The sequence below is a fragment of the Streptomyces sp. NPDC047706 genome, assembly GCF_043204795.1.
GTDB lineage: Bacteria > Actinomycetota > Actinomycetes > Streptomycetales > Streptomycetaceae > Streptomyces.
Genome location: NZ_JBIDCW010000001.1, coordinates 112,618 through 133,665 on the forward strand (window position 1 = coordinate 112,618; position 21,048 = coordinate 133,665).

Sequence of the window (21,048 nt, forward strand, 5' to 3'; positions counted from 1 at the left end):
CACGGGAGGAAGTGGCCCACCGCCGTGCTCAGTCCTCGGACGGGTCCTCGTCGTCGTTGCCGGCCTTCGGCGGCCGTTTGTCCCGCAGATACGGCGGCCCGTCCCCGCCGTCGGTGGCGTGGCCGCCGGGTGGGGTGCCGCCGCCGTCCCGGCGCCGCAGATACCGCTCGAACTCCCGGGCGATCGCCTCGCCGGAGGCCTCCGGCAGCTCCGCGGTGTCCCGGGCCTCCTCCAGGGTCTGCACGTACTCCGCCACCTCGCTGTCCTCGGCGGCCAGCTGGTCCACCCCCACCTGCCAGGCACGCGCGTCCTCGGGCAGCTCGCCCAGCGGGATGCGGACGTCGATCAGGTCCTCCAGGCGGTTGAGCAGGGCCAGCGTGGCCTTCGGGTTGGGCGGCTGCGAGACGTAGTGCGGCACGGCCGCCCAGAGCGACACCGCCGGTACGCCCGCGTGCGTGCACGCCTCCTGGAGGACGCCGACGATGCCCGTCGGGCCCTCGTACTTGGTCTCCTCCAGGTCCATCCGGCGGGCCAGGTCCGCGTCGGACGTGGTCCCGCTGATCGGGACCGGACGGGTGTGCGGGGTGTCGCCGAGCAGCGCGCCCAGGACCACCACCAGCTCCACGCCCAGCTCGTGCGCGAAGCCGAGCAGTTCGTTGCAGAACGAGCGCCAGCGCATGGACGGTTCGATGCCGCGGACCAGCACCAGGTCGCGCGGCTTGTCGCCGCCGACCCGGACCACCGACAACCTGGTCGTCGGCCAGGTGATCTTGCGGACGCCGGAGTCCATCCACACCGTGGGCCGGTTCACCTGGAAGTCGTAGTAGTCCTCGGCGTCCAGTGCCGCGAACACCTCGCCCTTCCACTCCCGCTCCAGATGCGCGACCGCGGTGGAGGCGGCGTCGCCGGCGTCGTTCCAGCCCTCGAACGCGGCCACCATGACCGGGTCGATCAGCTCGGGAACCCCCTCGAGCTCGATCACCCAGCGCCTCCTTCCGACGTGCCCTCGCCTGACGTCCCAACCTTACGGCGTGCGGCGGGGGCGCCCGCAGCCCCCATGCACGGGGGAGTGAACGGATCACTGCCCCGTTCGCCCGCCCCGGACACCCGCGATTCATCCGAGCTGTCACCCTTTCGTACACGCTTGCTCACAGCGAACCGCGCAGCCACTGCTCCACGCTCGCGATGTGCACCGTGGCCCAGGAGCGGGCCGCCTCCGCGTCCCGCTCGCGCAGGGCGGCGAGGATCGCCCGGTGCTCGTGCAGGGTGCGGCTGACCGCGTCCCGCCGGGTCGGTCCGCGCCAGATCCGGGCCCGGGTGGTCGGCCCGGACAGGCCGTCGAGCAGTGAGCACAGCACGGAGTTGCCCGACGCCCGCACGACGGCACGGTGGAACTCCCGGTCGCAGGCGACGAGTTCCTCGGCCGGGGGCTGCGCGCCCAGCGCGTCCGACCGGTCCGTGAGCACGTCCAGTTCCCGCTCGCCGATGCGCGCGGCCGCGCCGTGGCGGCCGGCTCCAGGATGCGGCGCACGGCCAGGAGCCCCAGCACGGTGTCGTCGCGGTGGAAGTCGAGGACGAAGCCCATTGCCTCCAGCAGCAGTTGGGGGTCCAGGCTGGTGACGTACGTGCCGTCGCCCCGACGTACGTCCGGCATCCGGAACGGCGACAACACCAGGAGGAACGGTCCGGTGCGCCGTCCCCGCTCCCGGGCACGGCGAGGGGCGGCTCCGTCGGCGTGGAGCCGCCCCTGACCGGCGTGCCGGCTACTTCTCGTCGAGCAGGTCCTGAACCTGGGCACGGACATCCTCCGTGGCCAGGCCGCGGATGGTCAGGGTGGTGCGGCGGCGCAGCACGTCGTCCGCGGTCTCGGCCCACTCGTGGTCACGGGCCCAGACGACCTGTGCCCAGATCTCCGGGGCGTCCGGGTGGACGCGCCGGGCGAGCTCCGGGTTCTCGTTGGCGATGCGGGCGATGTCGAAGGCCAGCGAACCGTAGTGCGTGGCAAGGTGCCTGGCGGTGTCCGCGGCCATCCGCGGGCCGGGGGCCGGGCCGTCGACCAGCAGCCGGTGGGCGACCGCGCGCGGGTTCGCGACACCCGGCAGCGGCAGCCTCTTCGGCAGCGAGGAGATCGGCTCGAAGTCCTCGCCCAGCGGGTGACCGGGCAGCGACTCCAGCTTCTTCATGATGGTGCGGCCGATGTGGCGGAAGGTCGTCCACTTGCCGCCCGCTACGGACAGCATCCCGCCCCGCCCCTCGGTGACCACCGTCTCGCGCTTGGCCTTGGAGGTGTCGCCGGGCCCGCCCGGCAGCACCCGCAGACCCGCGAAGGCGTACGTGATGAGGTCCCGGTCGAGCTGCTGGTCGCGGATGGAGAACGCGGCCTCGTCGAGGATCTGGGATATGTCCCTGTCGTTGACCGCGACGTCGGCCGGGTCACCCTCGTAGACCTCGTCGGTGGTGCCGAGCAGCAGCATGTCCTCCCAGGGCAGGGCGAAGGTGATGCGGTACTTGTCGATCGGGGTGGCGAGCGCCGCCTTCCACGGGGAGGTGCGCTTCAGGACCAGATGCGCGCCCTTCGACAGGCGGATGGACGGCGCGGCGTCGGGGTCCTCCATCTTGCGCAGGTGGTCGACCCACGGGCCGGTCGCGTTCAGTACCAGACGGGCGCTCACGCCGAACTCGTCGCCGGACAGGCGGTCGCGCAACTCGGCGCCGGTCACCCGCCCCCGCGTGAAGCGCAGGCCCGTGACCTCGGCGTGATTGAGGACCACGGCGCCCGACTCGGCGGCCGCGCGGACCGTCATCAGGGCCATCCGGGCGTCGTTCATCTGGTCGTCGCCGTACACGGCCACGGCCTTGAGGTTCTCGGTGCGCAGCTCGGGCACGTCCGCCTGCGCCTTGGCGGGGGAGAGCAGGTGGCCCACGCCGTCGCCGAAGGCGGACAGCATCGAGTAGGCGAACACACCGGCGCCGAGCTTCGCGGCGCCGTGCGGGCCGCCCTTGTACACGGGCAGGTAGAAGGTGAGCGGGTTCGCCAGGTGGGGGGCCACCTGGCGAGAGACCGCACGCCGTTCGAAGTGGTTCTCCGCCACCAGCTTCACCGCGCCGGTCTGCAGGTAGCGCAGACCGCCGTGGAGCAGCTTGGAGGAGGCGGAGGAGGTGGCGCCGGCGAAGTCTCCGGCGTCCACCAGCGCCACCCTGAGGCCGGACTGCGCGGCGTGCCAGGCGGTGGAGATGCCCAGGATGCCGCCGCCGATCACGAGAAGGTCGTACGACGCCTTGGCGAGCTGCTCCCGGGTCTCGGCTCGGCTCGGGTTCGAGCCGGAGGCCGGGTGCGTGCCCAGGGCAGGCACGGACTGCAGGGTGGACTGGCTGGTCATGTCGGTTCTTACTCCTCGTCGGCCGACGGTGCGTCGGCCCTCGTCCGAATCAGCTCTCGTCTTCGTCGAGCCAGCCCATGGTCCGCTCGACGGCCTTGAGCCAGTTCTTGTACTCACGGTCACGGTCGGCCGTGTCCATGCGGGGGGTCCACTCGGCGGCCCGCCGCCAGTTGGCGCGCAGGTCGTCGGTGCTGTTCCAGAAGCCGACGGCGAGACCGGCGGCGTAGGCGGCGCCGAGGCAGGTGGTCTCGGCGACCATCGGGCGCACCACAGGGGCGTCCAGGAAGTCCGAGAGCGTCTGCATCAGCAGGTTGTTGGAGGTCATGCCGCCGTCGACCTTGAGGGCGGTCAGCTCCACGCCGGAGTCCTTCGTCATGGCGTCGGCGATCTCCCGCGTCTGCCAGGCGGTGGCCTCCAGCACGGCGCGCGCGAGGTGCGCCTTGGTGACGTACCGGGTCAGGCCGGCGATCACACCGCGGGCGTCGGAGCGCCAGTACGGGGCGAACAGGCCGGAGAAGGCCGGCACGAAGTAGGCGCCGCCGTTGTCCTCGACGGACAGCGCGAGCGTCTCGATCTCGGCGGCGGTGGAGATGAGGCCCATCTGGTCCCGCATCCACTGCACCAGCGCCCCGGTGACGGCGATCGAGCCCTCCAGGGCGTAGACCGGCTGCTGTCCGCCGATCTGGTAGCCGACGGTGGTCAGCAGCCCGCTGTAGGAGTTGATGATCTTGTCGCCGGTGTTCATCACCATGAAGGTGCCGGTGCCGTACGTCGACTTGGTCTCGCCCTCGGAGAAGCAGGTCTGGCCGAACAGGGCCGCCTGCTGGTCGCCCAGCGCGGAGGCGACCGGGATGCCGCCGAGCAGGTCGCCCAGCTTGCCGCCGGTGATCTCGCCGTACACCTCGGCGGAGGAACGGATCTCGGGCAGCATCGCCAGCGGGACACCGATGGACTCGGCGATCTTCTCGTCCCACTGCATGGTGTGCAGGTTCATGAGGAGGGTGCGCGAGGCGTTGGTGACGTCGGTGACGTGGTGGCCGCCGTTGACACCGCCGGTCAGGTTCCAGATGACCCAGGTGTCCATGGTGCCGAAGAGGATGTCGCCCGCCTCGGCGCGCTCCTTGAGGCCCTCGACGTTGTCGAGCAGCCAGCGGGCCTTGGGGCCGGCGAAGTAGGAGGCGAGGGGGAGGCCCGTCTCACGGCGGAAGCGGTCCTGGCCGACGTTGCGGCCGAGCTCCCGGCAGAGAGCGTCGGTACGGGTGTCCTGCCAGACGATGGCGTTGTGGACGGGCTCACCGGTGTTCTTGTCCCACAGCACGGTGGTCTCGCGCTGGTTGGTGATGCCGATGGCCTTGATGTCGTCGCGGGTGATGCCGGCCTTCTCGACGGCTCCGGCGACGACCTCCTGGACGTTGGTCCAGATCTCGGTGGCGTCGTGCTCGACCCAGCCGGGCTTGGGGAAGATCTGCTCGTGCTCCTTCTGGTCGACGGAGACGATCCTGCCGTCCCGGTCGAAGACGATGCAGCGGCTGGAGGTGGTGCCCTGGTCGATGGCTGCGATGAAGGGGCCGGCCGTGTGGGCGTCGGTCACTGTGTGCTCCTGGAGGTCCGTTTGGTCTGGGGGTGGTTACGGCGTGATGCTTGCGGCTGCGAGAGCGGACGGACCGCGTCTCAGGCGAACGCGACGTTGTAGAGGCCTGCGCCGGCCGCGGCGCCGATCAGCGGGCCGGCCACCGGGATCCAGGCGTAGCCCCAGTCGGAACCGCCCTTGTTGGGCAGGGGCAGCAGGGCGTGCACGATGCGCGGTCCGAGGTCACGTGCCGGGTTGATGGCGTAACCGGTCGGGCCGCCGAGGGAGAGGCCGATGCCGACCACGACGAGGGCGACCATCAGACCGCCGAGGGTGCCGAGGCCGTTGCCGTTGTCGTTCAGGCCCTGGGTGAGAACGGCGAGGACCAGCACGAACGTACCGATGATCTCCGTGGCGAGGTTCATCGCCACGTTCCGGATCTCCGGGCCGGTGGAGAAGACGCCGAGCACCGGGCCTGCGCCCTTCTCGCGTGCCTCGACCGCCTTGGCCTGCTTGACCTGCGCGTCGGCCGCCTCGACGATCTCCCGGTCGGTGAGATGTGCGTGGAACTGGCCGTAGTAGGCGACCCAGACCAGGGTCGCGCCGATCATGGCGCCGAGCAGCTGTCCGCCCCAGTAGAGGGGGACATTGCTCCAGTCGCCGTCCTTGATCGCGAGGGCGAGGGTCACGGCCGGGTTGATATGTGCGCCGGACAGCGGCCCTGAGATGTAGACGGCCGTGAGGACCGCGAAACCCCACCCGAAGGTGATCGCGAGCCAGCCGGCGTTTCGGGCCTTGGAGGCCTTGAGCACGACGGCGGCGACGACGCCTCCGCCGAGGAGGATGAGTATGGCGGTACCGATGGTCTCGCCGATGAAGATGTCGGAGCTGGACACCCGCGACTCCTTTGTCCTTCGTCCAGGGGAGCGGAACCCCGAGTCCCTTCGGGGTTCAGTCGGCCCTTGGCGTCATCACACTCTAGCGCGTATTGCCGGTAGGTGTTCGACAATGCCGACCGATGGACGGGAGTCTTGCTTCGGCGTTACACGCACGTCAAGAGGTCTCTTGCCGAAAGTGTGATGGCGATCGGTTGTGTTGAGTTATGAGCCCCTGCGTCGAGTAGGCCCTCACGTGAGTTATATGCCCGTTTTGGGCATTTCGAGATCCGGAACGGCGCGACGACGTCCCGGTGTCCTCCGGCGAATGACCCAAGTGCTGGTCAGGGCGCCCGCAGGCGGCTCAGAACCGCCCGGCCCCGAGATCGCGCGACACCGCGCGGGCGCAGTCCCGTACCGCCGCGACCAGCTCGGGCCGCAGCCCCCCGTCCCGGCCGAGGCGCTCCACCGCGCCCGTGATGCCGACGGCGCCCACGGGCATGCGCCGCCGGTCGTGGATGGGCGCGGCCACGGAGGCGACGCCCTCCCAGGTCTCCTCCACGTCCGCGGCGTACCCCCGCGCGCGGGTGAGGTCCAGGACGTGCTCGAAGGCGCTCAGGTCGCACACCGTGCGGTCCGTGAAGGCCTTGCGGTCCGACTCCAGGGCCTCGCTGTGCGCGACCGGGTCGTAGGCCGACAGCACCTTGCCCAGGGCCGTGGAGTGCAGTGGCTGCATGGCACCGATCTCCAGCACCTGCCGGCTGTCGTCGGGCCGGAAGACGTGGTGCACGATCAGCACGCCCTGCTGGTGCAGAACCCCCAGGTAGACGCTCTCGCCGCTGGAGCGGGCCAGGTCGTCGGCCCACACCAGGGCACGCGCGCGCAGCTCGTGCACGTCCAGGTAGGTGGTGCCGAGGCGCAGCAGCTCGGCGCCCAGCTGGTAGCGCCCGGAGGCCTCGTCCTGCTCGACGAAGCCCTCCTGCTGGAGGGTGCGCAGGATGCCGTGGGCGGTGCCCTTGGCCAGACCCAGCGCGGAGGCGATGTCCGACAGGCCCAGCCGCCGCTCACCGCCCGCGAGCAGGCGCAGCATCGCGGCCGCCCGTTCGAGCGACTGGATGTTCCGTGCCATCGCCGTCCTGCCTCCGTCCCCTTCGACCGTCGGGCAGCGGCGTCGCTGCCGCCGTACGGCAATGTCCACTGTTCGGCAATGCCGAACACTACCGGTCCATGCCGATGTCCCGCCAATGGCCGGTCAGCCGCTGTGGTCTCCCACGCCGCCCGGCAGTGGCCCCGACGCCACGCCGGGTCCGGGTCGTGGACGCCCCTGACCCCAAGGCCCCGGTCCCGGCTACGCTTGCCGCGTGCGCCCTTCCCGGGAAGTGCCGGACGGCATCCGGGAAGACGCAAAGCCGACAGCCGTCGCACTCCAGGGAGCCCCTTAAATGGCCTCGTCGCCGCAGCAGTCCCCCGTCACCGACAGCAGGACCCGCGCGTCCGCCCTCCGTGAGGCACTGGCCACCCGTGTGGTCGTGGCCGACGGAGCGATGGGCACCATGCTCCAGGCGCAGGACCCGACACTGGAGGACTTCCAGAACCTCGAAGGCTGCAACGAGGTGCTGAACGTCACCCGTCCGGACATCGTCCGCTCCGTCCACTGCGAGTACTTCGACGCGGGCGTGGACTGCGTGGAGACCAACACCTTCGGCGCGAACCTGTCCGCCCTCGGCGAGTACGACATCGCCGACCGGATCGTCGAGCTGGCCGAGGCCGGCGCGCGCATCGCCCGCGAGACGGCCGACGACTACACGCGGCGCACGGGACAGCAGCGCTGGGTGCTCGGCTCCATGGGCCCCGGCACCAAGCTGCCCACCCTGGGGCACACCACCTTCGCCGCGATCCGGGACGCCTACCAGCAGAACGCCGAGGGCCTGCTCGCGGGCGGCGCCGACGCGCTGCTGGTGGAGACCACCCAGGACCTCCTGCAGACCAAGGCCTCGGTCATCGCCGCCCGCCGGGCGATGGAGACGGCCGGCTACGACGTACCCCTGATCGTCTCGGTGACCGTCGAGACCACCGGCACCATGCTGCTCGGCTCCGAGATCGGCGCCGCGCTGACCGCCCTGGAGCCGCTCGGGATCGACATGATCGGCCTGAACTGCGCGACCGGCCCGGCGGAGATGAGCGAGCACCTGCGCTTCCTCGCCCGCCACTCCCGTGTCCGGCTGTCGTGCATGCCGAACGCCGGTCTGCCCGTGCTGACCGCGTCCGGCGCCCACTACCCGCTGACCGCGCCGGAGCTCGCGGACGCCCAGGAGAACTTCGTCCGCGACTACGGCCTCTCCCTGGTCGGCGGCTGCTGCGGTACCACTCCGGAGCACCTGCGCCAGGTCGTCGAGCGGGTCCGTGACCTCACCCCGACCGAGCGCGATCCGCGCCCGGAGCCCGGCGCCGCCTCCCTCTACCAGTCCGTGCCGTTCCGCCAGGACACCTCGTACCTGGCGATCGGCGAGCGCACCAACGCCAACGGTTCGAAGAAGTTCCGCGAGGCCATGCTGGACGGCCGCTGGGACGACTGCGTGGAGATGGCCCGCGAGCAGATCCGCGAGGGCGCGCACCTGCTCGACCTGTGCGTGGACTACGTCGGCCGGGACGGCGTCGCCGACATGGTGGAACTGGCCGGCCGCTTCGCCACCGCCTCCACCCTGCCGATCGTCCTCGACTCGACCGAGGTGGACGTCATCCGGGCGGGCCTGGAGAAGCTCGGCGGCCGCGCGGTGATCAACTCCGTCAACTACGAGGACGGCGACGGCCCCGACTCCCGCTTCGCCAAGGTCACCCGGCTGGCCCAGGAGCACGGCGCCGCGCTGATCGCCCTCACCATCGACGAGGAGGGCCAGGCCCGCACCGCGCAGAAGAAGGTCGAGATCGCCGAGCGGCTCATCGACGATCTGACCGGCAACTGGGGCATCCGCGAGGAGGACATCCTCATCGACTGCCTCACCTTCACGATCTGCACCGGCCAGGAGGAGTCCCGGAAGGACGGCATCGCCACCATCGAGGCGATCCGTGAGCTGAAGCGCCGGCACCCCGCCGTGCAGACCACGCTGGGCCTGTCCAACATCTCCTTCGGCCTCAACCCGGCCGCTCGCATCCTGCTCAACTCCGTCTTCCTCGACGAGTGCGTCAAGGCAGGCCTCGACTCGGCCATCGTGCACGCCTCCAAGATCCTGCCGATCGCCCGCTTCGACGACGAGCAGGTGAACACGGCCCTCGACCTCGTCTTCGACCGCCGCAGCGAGGGCTACGACCCGCTGCAGAAGCTGATGGCGCTGTTCGAGGGCGCCACGGCGAAGTCGCTCAAGGCCGGCAAGGCCGAGGAACTGGCGGCCCTGCCGCTGGAGGAGCGGCTCCGGCGGCGCATCATCGACGGCGAGCGCAACGGCCTGGAGCAGGACCTCGACGAGGCCCTTCAGGACCGCCCCGCCCTGGACATCGTCAACGACACGCTCCTGGAGGGCATGAAGGTCGTCGGCGAGCTGTTCGGCTCCGGTCAGATGCAGCTGCCCTTCGTGCTCCAGTCCGCCGAGGTGATGAAGAACGCGGTGGCCTACCTGGAGCCGCACATGGAGAAGACCGACGACGACGGCAAGGGCACGATCGTGCTGGCCACCGTGCGCGGCGACGTACACGACATCGGCAAGAACCTGGTCGACATCATCCTGTCCAACAACGGCTACAACGTCGTCAACCTGGGCATCAAGCAGCCCGTCTCCGCGATCCTGGAGGCCGCCGAGGAGCACAGGGCCGACGTCATCGGCATGTCCGGTCTCCTGGTGAAGTCCACGGTGATCATGAAGGAGAACCTGGAGGAGCTCAACGCCCGGGGCCTGGCCGCCAGCTACCCGGTCATCCTCGGCGGGGCCGCGCTCACCCGGGCGTACGTCGAGCAGGACCTGCACGAGATCTACGAGGGCGAGGTCCGCTACGCCCGCGACGCCTTCGAGGGCCTGCGCCTGATGGACGCGCTGATCGGCGTCAAGCGCGGCGTGCCCGGCGCGAAGCTGCCGGAGCTGCGGCAGCGCCGGGTGCGGGCGGCCGCCGTCGAGGTCGAGGAGCGCCCGGAGGAGGGCCACGTCCGCTCCGACGTCGCCACCGACACCCCGGTCCCCCGGCCGCCGTTCTGGGGCACCCGCGTCATCAAGGGCATCCAGCTCAAGGAGTACGCGTCCTGGCTGGACGAGGGCGCGCTGTTCAAGGGCCAGTGGGGTCTGAAGCAGGCCCGCACCGGCGAGGGCCCCTCCTACGAGGAACTGGTCGACAGCGAGGGCCGGCCCCGGCTGCGCGGGCTGCTGGACCGGCTCCAGACGGAGAACCTCCTTGAGGCGGCGGTCGTCTACGGCTACTTCCCGTGCGTCTCCAAGGACGACGACCTGATCATCCTCGACGACGCGGGCAACGAGCGCACCCGCTTCACCTTCCCGCGCCAGCGCCGCGGCCGCCGGCTGTGCCTGGCGGACTTCTTCCGCCCGGAGGAGTCCGGCGAGACGGACGTCGTCGGCCTCCAGGTCGTCACCGTGGGCTCCCGGATCGGCGAGGAGACCGCCCGGCTGTTCGCGTCCGACTCCTACCGCGACTACCTGGAGCTGCACGGCCTGTCGGTGCAGCTCGCGGAGGCGCTCGCCGAGTACTGGCACGCGCGGGTGCGCGCCGAACTCGGCTACGCCGGCGAGGACCCCGCCGACATCGAGGACATGTTCGCGCTGAAGTACCGCGGCGCCCGCTTCTCGCTCGGCTACGGCGCCTGCCCCGACCTGGAGGACCGGGCGAAGATCGCCGCGCTGCTGGAGCCGGAGCGGATCGGTGTGCAGCTGTCGGAGGAGTTCCAGCTGCACCCCGAGCAGTCCACCGACGCCATCGTGATCCACCACCCGGAGGCGAAGTACTTCAACGCACGGTGACGCCCGGCGCGACTCCCTGTGACCTGTCACACCGCGCGCTGATCGGATCGGACGTACACTGGTCGGTCCACAGTAGGCCGGTTCCCTACCCGGGAACCGGCCTGCTCGTCCCTCCAGGAGGTACGCCGGATGACGACGACGGTCCCCGCAATCGGCACCCGTACGGCCGAAGGCTCCGCGCTGCAGGCCGTGCTCCTCGACATGGACGGCACACTGGTGGACACCGAGGGCTTCTGGTGGGACGTGGAGTGCGAGGTCTTCGCGGGTCTCGGCCACACCCTCGACGACTCCTGGCGCCATGTCGTGGTCGGCGGCCCGATGACCCGCAGTGGGGGGTTCCTGATCGAGGCCACCGGCGCCGACATCACCCTCGCCGAGCTCACCGTGCTGCTCAACCAGGGGTTCGAGGACCGGATCGACCGGGCGCTGCCGCTGATGCCGGGAGCCGCCCGGCTGCTGGGCGAACTCGCCGCCCACGAGATCCCGACGGCGCTGGTCTCGGCCTCCCACCGGCGCGTCATCGACCGCGTCCTGGGCATCCTGGGGGCCCAGTACTTCGCCCTGACGGTGGCCGGTGACGAGGTCGCCCGCACCAAGCCGCACCCGGACCCGTACCTCTTCGCCGCCGCCGGGCTGGGCGCGGATCCGGCCAGATGCGCGGTGGTCGAGGACACCGCGACCGGTGTGGCCGCAGCCGAGGCGGCGGGCTGCCACGTGGTCGCCGTCCCCTCGGTGGCCCCCATCTCCCCGGCCGCGCGGCGCACCGTGGTGCGCTCCCTCGAAGAGGTCGACCTGGCGTTTCTGCGCGGCCTGCTGAACTGATGCCACGAACGCGCGGGGCGTTCACGCACCGCGCGGCGGCTGAACGGCAGTTCAATCGCGGGAGAACGGGCAGCCCGCGGATGGCCGAATCCCGGCACGTCCACACCGCGTCGGCAGTGTGACGTTCCCCACTGCGGCAGGGGTCGACAGGGTGGCGCGGCTGTGCTGACCGGCCCCATAGCAGGGCAGCTGCCCCGCCTTTGTGTCCTGATTCAGGGGATGCCGCACGAATCCTTCCCCTGTCGGGTTTTCGGTGCGTCCGCGCCCGGTTTCGCAGCGTGATGGACGTTCAACTCCGGTGCCCGCCAGCCCCGTCACGAGCGCGCACTAATCTCATCGCGAGAACCTCACCTCGCCCCTGTGCCCGGCTGCGCCACCCCTGCATGCCGGGTACACGGACCAGACAGCTGTGGAGAATCCGAGCATGAACCGCAAGACCCTGGTGCTGCCGGCCGTGGTCAGTCTGCTTGCTCCCGCGCTGGCGGCGTGCGCAGGGTCCGGCGGCGGAGGTGGCGGTGGCGCCGCGATCGCCGTCGGCACCACGGACCGGTTCATCGCCACCAAGGACGCCCCCGCCCCCCTCGACCCGGCGTACGCCTACGACGTGGGCTCCTGGAACGTGCTCCGCCAGACCGTGCAGACCCTGATGGTCCAGCCGCGTGGCGAGGGCGCCCCTGTCCCCGAGGCCGCCGAGAGCTGTGGCTTCACCGACTCCGGCAACGAGCGCTACGCCTGCAAGCTGCGCCCGGACCTGAAGTTCTCCAACGGCGACGACGTCACCGCGGCCGATGTGAAGTTCTCCATCGACCGGGCTCTCGCCATCAAGGCGGACAGCGGTGTCTTCGCCCTGCTGTCCACCGTCGACACGGTCGAGACCAAGGGCGACGAAGAGGTCATCTTCCACCTCAGGACCGCCGACGCCACCTTCCCGTACAAGCTGTCGACCCCGGTCGCGGGCATCGTGAACCCCGACAACTACGAGAAGGACAAGCTGCGCGACGGCTTCCAGGTCGACGGCTCCGGCCCGTACACCCTCAAGGCCGAGGAGAAGGACGGCGAGCTGGTCAGATCCGTGTTCACCAAGAACCCCCACTACCAGGGGGCGTTGAAGGTGAACAACGAGGAGATCGACATGGTGTCCTACGACGACGCCGACGCCATGGGCGCCGCCCTCGACGAGGGCGACATCGACGTCATGACCCGCACCATGACGCCGGAGCAGATCAACAAGCTGGCGACCGCCGACAGCGATGTCGACCTGGTCGAGATGCCCGGCCTGGAGATCCGCTACCTGGCCTTCAACACCGACGCCCCGAGGGTGAAGAGCAAGGCCGTGCGCCAGGCCATGGCGCAGATCGTCAACCGCGACGAACTCGTCTCCGCGGTCTACGGCTCCCAGGCCGAGCCCCTGTACTCGCTGGTCCCCGCCTCCATCACCGGCCACTCCAACGCGTTCTTCAACAAGTACGGCGACCCCAGCGTCGCCAAGGCCAAGGCCATGCTCGAGGACGCCGGTGTCGCCACGCCGGTGAAGCTGACCCTGCACTACACGACCGACCACTACGGCGCCGCCACCAAGAAGGAGTTCGAGGAACTGCGCGCGCAGCTCAACGGCAGCGGCCTGTTCGAGGTCGGCATCGAGGGCGCCCCCTGGGACACCTTCGTCCCGGCCGAGCGCAACGGCGAGTACGACGTCTTCGGGATGGGCTGGTTCCCCGACTTCCCGGACGCCGACAGCTACGTCGCGCCCTTCCTGGACAAGGACAACTTCCTCAAGTCGCCGTATGCGAACAGCGAGATCCGCAACACCCTGATCCCGGACTCCCGGCGCGAGGCCGACCGTCTCGCCGCCTCCGACAGCCTCAACAGGATTCAGGACATCGTGGCCGAGGACGTACCCGTGCTGCCCCTGTGGCAGGGAAAGCAGTACGTGGCGGCACACAGCGACGTCACCGGCGTCGCCTACGCGCTCAACTCCTCCGCGACCCTCCAACTGTGGGAGCTCGGCCGTGGTGTGAGCGACTGACGACCACCGGCACGCACCCGGGTGCTGGACGGCGGCCTGGGGAACTTCGAGAACGACGTAAGGCACGCACGTGAACATGCGCAACCAGTGGCCGGTCCTGCCGATCGTGGCCGGTCTGGCCTCCGGCCTGCTGACCGGATGCGGTTCCGAGTCCGGCGACTCCGCGGAGAACGGCTCCAACGTGGTCGTGGGGATGTCCGACGACGTCCTCGCCGCGGACCCGGCGTCCGGCTACGACCCCGGATCCTGGCTGTTGTTCAACAACGTCTTCCAGTCCCTGCTCAGCTTCCCCAAGGGCGGTACCGAGCCCCAGCCGGACCTGGCCCAGGCGTGCAACTTCACGGACACCTCGGCGAAGGTCTACAAGTGCACCCTGAAGGACGGCCTGAAGTTCAGCAACGGTGACCCGCTCACGTCGAAGGACGTCAAGTTCTCCTTCGACCGCATGCTGAAGGTCAACGACGAGGCCGGCCCGGCGATCATGTTCCCCATGCTCGACGCGGTCGAGACGCCGAACGCGCAGACCGTCGTGTTCAACCTGAAGGTCGCCGACGCCACCTTCCCGAGCAAGATCGCCTCGGGCGCCGGCTCGATCGTCAACCACCGCGAATACGACCCCGGCGCGCTGCGCAAGGACGGCAAGGCGGTCGGCTCCGGCCCGTACAAGCTCGACTCGTTCACCGAGGACGTGGCCGTCTTCTCGGTCAACGAGAACTACCAGGGCACCGCCGAGGTGCAGAACTCCGGCGTCACCCTGAAGTTCTTCCACGGCGACCGCGGCGCGCTGAAGAAGGCGCTCCAGGCCAAGGACGTCGACATCGCCTACCGAGGCCTGAGCGCCGCCGACATCGCCGACATCGAGCAGGCCGACACCGACTCCGGCGTCAAGGTCATCGAGGGCAGCAGCGCCGAGGTACAGCACCTGGTCTTCAACATGGACGACCCGGTCGCCGGAAAGCTCGGCGTCCGCCAGGCCATCGCCCACCTGATCGACCGCGAGGCCCTCATCGAGGACGTCTACCAGGGCACCGCGACCCCGCTGTACTCGATCATCCCGGCCGGTATCGCCGGCCACAACACGGCTTTCTTCGACACCTACGGCGCCCGCCCGTCCAAGGCCAGGGCCGAGGCGGCGCTGCGTGCCGACGGGATCACCGACAAGGTGAAGATCACCCTGTGGTCCACCCCGTCCCGCTACGGCCCGGCGACCGACGAGGAACTGCAGGCCATAGCGGCCCAGCTGAACGGCAGCGGCCTGTTCGCCGCGGACGTGAAGTCCGTCGCCTTCGACCAGTACGAGCAGGACATCGCGGCAGGCAAGTACGGCGTGTACGTCAAGGGCTGGGTGCCCGACTACCCGGACGCCGACAACTTCACCGCCCCGTTCTTCGGTGAGGGCAACGTCCTGGAGAACAACTACAGCAACGACACGATCACCGGCTCGCTCATCCCGCGCACGGCCGCCCAGAGCGACCGCGCCGCCACCGACGACGAGTACGGCGAGCTGCAGGACATGGTCGCCGAGGACGTCCCCCTGCTGCCGGTCTGGCAGGCCAAGCAGTACGCGGTAGTCCGCGAGGAGGTCTACGGCCTGGAGTACTGCCTGGACGCCTCGACCGTCTTCCGCTTCTGGGAGATCAGCAAGGGCTGAGGCCCTCTCACGCCGAACGCCGAGGGCGCCCGCTTCCCCGGGGAAGCGGGCGCCCTCGGCGTCGTGGCCGCCGGCCGGTCACTGCGCGCCGGGACGCACCAGACCGCTCTCGTACGCGTACACGGCGGCCTGCACCCGGTCGCGCAGCCCCAGCTTGGTGAGGACATGGCCCACATGCGTCTTGACCGTCGTCTCGCTGACGAACAGGTCGGCGGCGATCTCGGCGTTCGACAGGCCGCGCGCGACCAGCTTCAGCACCTCGACCTCGCGCTCGGTGAGCGTGCCCAGGGCGTCCGGGACGGGCTCCTCCCCGGACGGCAGATGCGTGGCGTACTTGTCGAGCAGCCGGCGCGTGATGCTCGGGGCGAGCATCGCCTCACCACCCGCCACCACCCGGATCGCCTGCACCAGCTCGGTGGCCGGGGCGTCCTTCAGCAGGAAGCCGCTGGCGCCGGCCTTCAGGGCCTCCACCACGTACTCGTCGAGGTCGAAGGTGGTCAGCACCAGGACCTTCGCCGGGCCGTCCCGGCCGGGACCGGTGATCTGCCGGGTCGCCTCCACGCCGTCCATCCGCGGCATGCGGATGTCCATCAGCACCACGTCGGGCTGCAGGGCCCGGACCTGGTCGAGTGCCTGGAGGCCGTCCCCGGCCTCGCCGACGACCGCGATGTCCTGCTCGGCCTCCAGGATCATGCGGAAGCCCGTACGCAGCAGCGGCTGGTCGTCGACCAGTAGGACGCGGATGGCCACGGAAGTCTCCTTCGCTAGTCCGGCCCCATTCTGCCCTGCTGGGCTTCGCCCGATCCGGGCGCCCTCACGGAAGCGGGCAGGGCCTCGCCGGCAGCCGGGCGCACCGGCAGGGGATACGGCGGGGGAGTGCCGCCGAACTCCGGGCAGTGCTCCTGGTGGTCGCACCAGCCGCACAGCTTGGTGGGACGGGGCCGCCAGTCGCCCGTCTCCGTGGCCTGGCGGATCGCCTCCCACAACGCCAGCAGCTTGCGCTCGACCCGCTCCAGATCGGCGAGGACCGGGTCGTACGTCAGCACGTCACCGCTGCCGAGATAGACGAGCTGGAGCCGGCGTGGGACCACCTTCTTCAGCCGCCAGACGACCAGGGCGTAGAACTTCATCTGGAACAGGGCGCCCTCGGCGTACTCGGGCCGGGGAGCCTTGCCCGTCTTGTAGTCGACGATCCGGACCTCGCCGGTCGGCGCCACGTCGACCCGGTCGATGATGCCGCGCAGGCGCAGGCCCGAGGCCAGCTCCGTCTCGACGAACAGTTCCCGCTCGGCGGGCTCCAGCCGGGTCGGATCCTCCAGCGTGAACCAGCGCTCGACGAGTTGCTCCGCCTCCGTCAGCCAGCCGGCCAGCCGCTCGCCCTCCGGGTCGTCGGCGAACAGCTCCTCCACCTCCGGCCTGGCCTCGCGCAGACGCTGCCACTGGCCGGGGATCAGGGCCTTGGCGCGCGGCGGGGTCCGCTCGCCCGCGGGGGCGTCGAAGAGGCGCTCCAGGACCGAGTGCACCAGGGTGCCCCGGGTCGCGGCCGCGCTGGGCTTCTCGGGCAGCCGGTCGATCACCCGGAACCGGTAGAGCAGGGGGCACTGCATGAAGTCGCCGGCACGTGAGGGGGAGAGCGAGGTCGGCGCTATGACGACGGGCTCGGCGACCACTGCCGTGGCGGCGGCCCCGGCTGCCGCCGTCACCGTCGTCGTCGCGCTCTGCGTCGTAGGCTCGACCACGACGGACGGATCCGGATCCGCCGCCGCCTCGGCCCTGCCGCCGCCTGGGGGCTGCTGCGCCGCGCCCTCGGTGCTGGTGTCCATGCCCACAGACCATACGGCCCGCCACCGACAGTGACCCCGGCCGCGGGTCTTGAGGGGGCGAGGACGGGGAAAACAGAGGGGGTGCCGGGGCGGAACGCGCCCCAACGGACGCATACCATCGACCCGAGACCCTTCCGCCCGGCAGGCGCGGGAGACGCTTCGAACGAGGGGACACCGTGGACGAGAGCGGCGGGAGCGGGCAGCCGCGGCCGGGCACAGACGAGTCGCACCGGCACCAGCCAGACCGTACGACCCCGGCCACGGGCCCCGCGCGCCTGGACCCGTCCCGGCCGGCATCCCCACCCGCCACCGCCGACCGGCCCGAGCACGGCCCGGCCCCGGAGGCACGAGCCGCTCACGATCAGCCGAACGGCCCCGAGGACGACCGCCGGCCCCGCCCCGGTCACGTCGCACAAGACGGGGCGGACCAGCCACGCGGCGACCACGCGTCCCACCCGGCCCACCGCACCCTCGCCCACTCCGCCCCCGGCAAAGGTGCCGCCCCCCGGCCCCCGGAGCCGCGCGGCGGGCTGCTGATGGGGCGACTCTTCGGAGTGCCGGTGTACGTCGCGCCCAGCTGGTTCCTGGTCGCCGCACTGATCACCTGGGTGTTCGGCGGGCAGCTGGAGCGCGTGCTGCCCGAACTGGGCGCCGCCCGCTACCTGGTCTCCCTGTTCTTCGCCGTCGCCTTCTACGCCTCCGTGCTCGTGCACGAGCTGGCCCACACCGTGGTCGCGCTGCGCTACAAGCTGCCGGTCCGCCGTATCCAGCTCCAGTTCTTCGGCGGGGTCTCCGAGATCGAGAAGGAGGCCGAGACACCGGGCCGCGAGTTCGTACTCGCGTTCGTCGGCCCGCTGCTCTCCCTCGTGCTGGCCGGCCTCTTCTACCTCGCCATGCAGCCCGTCGAGCCCGGCACGGTCCCCGGCGTCCTGCTGGCCGGCCTGATGATCTCCAACCTACTCGTGGCCGTCTTCAACCTCCTGCCCGGCCTCCCCCTCGACGGCGGCCGCATGCTCCGCGCCGTGGTCTGGAAGATCACCGGCAGGCCGATGAGCGGCACCGTCGCCGCCGCCTGGGTCGGCCGCGCCCTCGCCGTCTCCGTGCTGATCGGGCTCCCGCTGCTCACCCAGTCCGGCGCGCTCGGCCGGGACGCCGTGGACAACGTCGGCATGGACACCGTCCTGGACGCCCTGCTGGCCGCGATCCTCGCCGCCATCATCTGGACCGGCGCCGGCAACAGCCTGCGCGTCGCCCGGCTGCGCGAGCACCTCCCCGAACTGCGCGCCCGCAACCTCACCCGGCGCGCGGTCCCGGTCGAGGGCGACACCCCCCTGTCCGAGGCCCTGCGCCGCGCCAACGCCGCCGGAGCGCGCGCCCTGGTCGTCGTCGACGCCGAGGGGAACCCGCTCTCGCTGGTCCGCGAGGCCGCCATCGTCGGCGTACCCGAGCACCGCCGTCCCTGGGTCGAGGTCAGCGGGCTCGCCCAGGACCTCACGGACGGCATGCGCGTCTCCGCAGAGCTGGCCGGCGAGGACCTCCTGGAGGTGCTCCGGGCCAACCCCGCCACCGAGTACCTGGTGGTCGAGGAGACCGGCGAGATCTACGGCGTGCTGTCCGCCGCGGACGTCGAGCGGGCCTTCGTGAAGGCCATGGCCAGGCCCTCCTAGTGGTCGGCGGCCCCTGCAAACGCCGGTAGGCTGTTCACATGTCCGAACCGACCGGTGCCGCCCGCAGGCGCGGGCCCTTCAAGGTCGGGGACCAGGTACAGCTGACCGACCCCAAGGGCCGCCACTACACGTTCACGCTCGAGGCCGGGAAGAACTTCCACACCCACAAGGGTTCCTTCCCGCACGACGAACTGATCGGCGCTCCCGAGGGCAGCGTTGTCCGCACCACCGGAAACGTCGCCTACCTCGCGCTGCGTCCCCTGCTCCCCGACTACGTCCTGTCCATGCCCCGTGGGGCAGCCGTCGTCTACCCCAAGGACGCGGGACAGATCCTGTCCTTCGCCGACATCTTCCCCGGCGCGCGCGTCGTGGAGGCCGGCGTCGGCTCCGGCTCGCTCAGCAGCTTCCTGCTGCGCGCCATCGGCGACCAGGGCATGCTGCACTCCTACGAGCGCCGCGAGGACTTCGCCGAGATCGCCCGGGCCAACGTCGAGCGCTACTTCGGCGGCCCGCACCCGGCCTGGCAGCTCACCGTCGGCGACCTCCAGGACAACCTGTCCGACGCCGACGTCGACCGCGTCATCCTCGACATGCTCGCCCCGTGGGAGTGCCTGGAGGCCGTCTCCAAGGCGCTGGTGCCCGGCGGCATCCTGTGCTGCTACGTCGCGACCACCACCCAGCTCGCCCGGACCGTCGAGTCCATCCGCGAGATCGGCTGCTTCAACGAGCCGACGTCCTGGGAGACGATGATCCGCAACTGGCACGTCGAGGGCCTCGCCGTCCGCCCGGACCACCGGATGATCGGCCACACCGGCTTCCTCCTCACGGCCCGCCGCCTCGCCGACGGCGTCGAGCCGCCCATGCGCCGCCGCCGCCCCGCCAAGGGCGCCTACGGCGAGGACTACTCCGGCCCCAACGCCGACGGAGGCATGGGCCGCTGAGGCGGCCTCCGTACCGCGTACAACGTGACGGCGCCGTGGCCGAGTTCCCGCAGACCCCGGGGAACGCGGCCACGGCGCCGCCGCGTTGACGCCCGTCGTACAAGGGCCGACCCCGCCGTTCCCCGACACTGTGACGTGTGGCACCATGCTGGCCACCCCCACCGGCACAGCCCTCACAGGAGACACTCCTCGTGCAGCAACCCGCCGTTCCGGAACTGGCGCACACGCACACCCGTCCCATCCACTGGGTCGCCACCGCGACCGCCGTCGCGGGTGTCGTCGCCCTGTCGTCCCTGCTGCCGACGGACTCGGCGACCGCCGCCCAGGTACCGGACGCCCGGCCGGCCGCCGCGCCTCCCACCACCGAGGGCGTCGCCTTCCCCCTCGAATGCGGACCCGTGAAGGCCGTGGTGGAGCGGAAGGCGTCCGGAGACCTCGACGGCGACGGGCGGCCGGAAACGGTCGCCGTGGTGCACTGCGACGCCGGCATCAGCACGCCCCCCGACGGTGTGTACGTCCTCACTCACGGAAGCGACCCGGCACGCCCCCGCGTGGTCGCCACGCTCGTCGACCCCAAGGACCGGTTCACCGTCCGCGACTTCACCCTCCGGGACGGAGCCGTCCTCGCGACGCTGCTCGGCTACTCGTCCTCCGGCGTCCCGACCTGCTGCCCGGACCTGGAGGAGGACGCGAAGTGGCAGTGGCACAACGGTGCGTTCGTCCGCTCGTCACCCGCCGGCGCCCGGAGCGTCTGAGGCGCGCAACCCGCGCGTGTGAGAAATCAGACAGTCGTAACAGGGTGTAGAGATCCGGTCACTCTGCGTCCGGCCCGTAGACCTCGACCCTGTCCGAAACCCGTCGTACATGGATGCAGTCGCCCGGACACTCCTTCGCCGAGTCGACCACGTCCGTGAGGAGCGGCAGCGGTACGGGCGTTGTGGCCCCCCGGTCCTGCAACAGCTCGTCGTCCGCGCTCTTCACGTAGGCCAGACCGTCGATGTCCAGCTCGAACACCTCGGGCGCGTACTGGGCGCAGATGCCGTCGCCGGTACAGAGATCCTGATCGATCCAGACCTCGAGTGCCTCGCTGTCGACTCCGGCCTCCTGCTGCACGTTCACCTCTCCTGCCGATTGCCCGCCCGGCCGTACGGGAATCCGGCCAGCTCTGACGGGTGTTGAACGCTTCGACCCTACCTTCGCTCGCTTTCGTATCCCGTTCGCTGGGTATTCCCCTGGCGTGAGGGAGAGCGCAAGGGTGAAGATCGGACACACCCCGACAGTCTTTGTGATCTAGGGGTTTCAATCGACACCCACCCAGGTAGGGTCTGGAAGCGT

At 70.7% G+C, this 21,048-nt stretch carries 15 protein-coding genes and 1 pseudogene; 7 read left to right on the forward strand and 9 right to left on the reverse strand.

The window, feature by feature from the left end; translation table 11 throughout:
- Positions 1-28: 28 nt before the first annotated feature.
- The 6 genes and pseudogenes from ACGF8A_RS00545 to ACGF8A_RS00570 form a co-directional block, all read right to left on the reverse strand.
- On the reverse strand, positions 29-982 hold the full coding sequence (locus ACGF8A_RS00545; RefSeq protein ID WP_393102692.1) for a PAC2 family protein: 954 nt from the start codon (positions 980-982) through the stop codon (positions 29-31).
- Positions 983-1,148: 166 nt separating this feature from the next.
- A pseudogene (locus tag ACGF8A_RS00550) lies at positions 1,149-1,669 on the reverse strand (FadR/GntR family transcriptional regulator); the annotation flags it as partial.
- Positions 1,670-1,763: 94 nt separating this feature from the next.
- Entirely contained in the window at positions 1,764-3,380 is a 1,617-nt protein-coding gene (locus ACGF8A_RS00555) for an FAD-dependent oxidoreductase (RefSeq protein WP_393102694.1), read from the reverse strand.
- Positions 3,381-3,429: 49 nt separating this feature from the next.
- Positions 3,430-4,971, reverse strand: coding sequence for a glycerol kinase GlpK (glpK, locus tag ACGF8A_RS00560; RefSeq protein ID WP_393102696.1), 1,542 nt, complete (start codon positions 4,969-4,971; stop codon positions 3,430-3,432).
- Between the two features lie 80 nt (positions 4,972-5,051).
- Positions 5,052-5,846 (reverse strand): MIP/aquaporin family protein, encoded by a 795-nt coding sequence (locus ACGF8A_RS00565; protein WP_393102698.1) that lies wholly within the window; start codon positions 5,844-5,846, stop codon positions 5,052-5,054.
- 343 nt (positions 5,847-6,189) lie between these two features.
- The gene (locus ACGF8A_RS00570; protein WP_393102700.1) at positions 6,190-6,954 is read right to left on the reverse strand and encodes an IclR family transcriptional regulator; all 765 of its coding nucleotides are present in this window, start codon (positions 6,952-6,954) and stop codon (positions 6,190-6,192) included.
- Between the two features lie 313 nt (positions 6,955-7,267).
- On the opposite strand from ACGF8A_RS00570, the gene metH reads away from it, so the two are divergent.
- The 4 genes from metH (at position 7,268) to ACGF8A_RS00590 (ending at position 15,282) form a co-directional block, all read left to right on the forward strand.
- The gene (gene metH / locus ACGF8A_RS00575) at positions 7,268-10,783 is read left to right on the forward strand and encodes a methionine synthase (protein ID WP_393102702.1); all 3,516 of its coding nucleotides are present in this window, start codon (positions 7,268-7,270) and stop codon (positions 10,781-10,783) included.
- 129 nt (positions 10,784-10,912) lie between these two features.
- Complete coding sequence (locus ACGF8A_RS00580; RefSeq protein WP_393102705.1) at positions 10,913-11,605, forward strand: HAD family hydrolase; 693 nt, start codon at positions 10,913-10,915, stop codon at positions 11,603-11,605.
- A gap of 424 nt (positions 11,606-12,029) precedes the next feature.
- Positions 12,030-13,631 carry an ABC transporter substrate-binding protein gene (locus ACGF8A_RS00585; RefSeq protein WP_393102707.1) on the forward strand — a complete coding sequence of 534 codons (1,602 nt, stop codon included), beginning with the start codon at positions 12,030-12,032 and terminating at the stop codon, positions 13,629-13,631.
- A gap of 70 nt (positions 13,632-13,701) precedes the next feature.
- The gene (locus ACGF8A_RS00590; protein WP_393102709.1) at positions 13,702-15,282 is read left to right on the forward strand and encodes an ABC transporter substrate-binding protein; all 1,581 of its coding nucleotides are present in this window, start codon (positions 13,702-13,704) and stop codon (positions 15,280-15,282) included.
- Positions 15,283-15,360: 78 nt separating this feature from the next.
- Here the strand turns inward: ACGF8A_RS00590 and ACGF8A_RS00595 are convergent, their stop codons facing one another.
- Both ACGF8A_RS00595 and ACGF8A_RS00600 read right to left on the reverse strand, forming a co-directional pair.
- Entirely contained in the window at positions 15,361-16,032 is a 672-nt protein-coding gene (locus ACGF8A_RS00595) for a response regulator (RefSeq protein ID WP_393102711.1), read from the reverse strand.
- Positions 16,033-16,046: 14 nt separating this feature from the next.
- The gene (locus ACGF8A_RS00600) at positions 16,047-17,105 is read right to left on the reverse strand and encodes a RecB family exonuclease (RefSeq protein WP_393102713.1); all 1,059 of its coding nucleotides are present in this window, start codon (positions 17,103-17,105) and stop codon (positions 16,047-16,049) included.
- 176 nt (positions 17,106-17,281) lie between these two features.
- Here ACGF8A_RS00600 and ACGF8A_RS00605 point away from each other — a divergent pair, with 176 nt between their 5' ends.
- The 3 genes from ACGF8A_RS00605 (at position 17,282) to ACGF8A_RS00615 (ending at position 20,468) form a co-directional block, all read left to right on the forward strand.
- Positions 17,282-18,772, forward strand: a complete 1,491-nt coding sequence (locus tag ACGF8A_RS00605) for a site-2 protease family protein (RefSeq protein WP_393102715.1) — start codon at positions 17,282-17,284, stop codon at positions 18,770-18,772.
- Positions 18,773-18,810: 38 nt separating this feature from the next.
- Complete coding sequence (locus ACGF8A_RS00610; protein WP_393102717.1) at positions 18,811-19,713, forward strand: tRNA (adenine-N1)-methyltransferase; 903 nt, start codon at positions 18,811-18,813, stop codon at positions 19,711-19,713.
- A 191-nt stretch (positions 19,714-19,904) separates the two neighbouring features.
- The gene (locus tag ACGF8A_RS00615; RefSeq protein ID WP_393102719.1) at positions 19,905-20,468 is read left to right on the forward strand and encodes a hypothetical protein; all 564 of its coding nucleotides are present in this window, start codon (positions 19,905-19,907) and stop codon (positions 20,466-20,468) included.
- Positions 20,469-20,526: 58 nt separating this feature from the next.
- Here ACGF8A_RS00615 and ACGF8A_RS00620 read toward each other — a convergent pair whose 3' ends face one another.
- Complete coding sequence (locus ACGF8A_RS00620) at positions 20,527-20,832, reverse strand: ferredoxin (protein ID WP_393102721.1); 306 nt, start codon at positions 20,830-20,832, stop codon at positions 20,527-20,529.
- Positions 20,833-21,048 lie beyond the last annotated feature (216 nt).

Excerpts from the sequence above, each read along its gene's own strand:
- ACGF8A_RS00600 (WP_393102713.1), bottom strand. The coding sequence starts at position 17,105 with ATGGACACCAGCACCGAGGGCGCGGCGCAGCAGCCCCCAGGCGGCGGC.
- metH (WP_393102702.1), top strand. The coding sequence starts at position 7,268 with ATGGCCTCGTCGCCGCAGCAGTCCCCCGTCACCGACAGCAGGACCCGC.
- ACGF8A_RS00585 (WP_393102707.1), top strand. The coding sequence starts at position 12,030 with ATGAACCGCAAGACCCTGGTGCTGCCGGCCGTGGTCAGTCTGCTTGCT.
- ACGF8A_RS00555 (WP_393102694.1), bottom strand. The coding sequence starts at position 3,380 with ATGACCAGCCAGTCCACCCTGCAGTCCGTGCCTGCCCTGGGCACGCAC.
- ACGF8A_RS00610 (WP_393102717.1), top strand. The coding sequence starts at position 18,811 with ATGTCCGAACCGACCGGTGCCGCCCGCAGGCGCGGGCCCTTCAAGGTC.
- ACGF8A_RS00570 (WP_393102700.1), bottom strand. The coding sequence starts at position 6,954 with ATGGCACGGAACATCCAGTCGCTCGAACGGGCGGCCGCGATGCTGCGC.
- ACGF8A_RS00580 (WP_393102705.1), top strand. The coding sequence starts at position 10,913 with ATGACGACGACGGTCCCCGCAATCGGCACCCGTACGGCCGAAGGCTCC.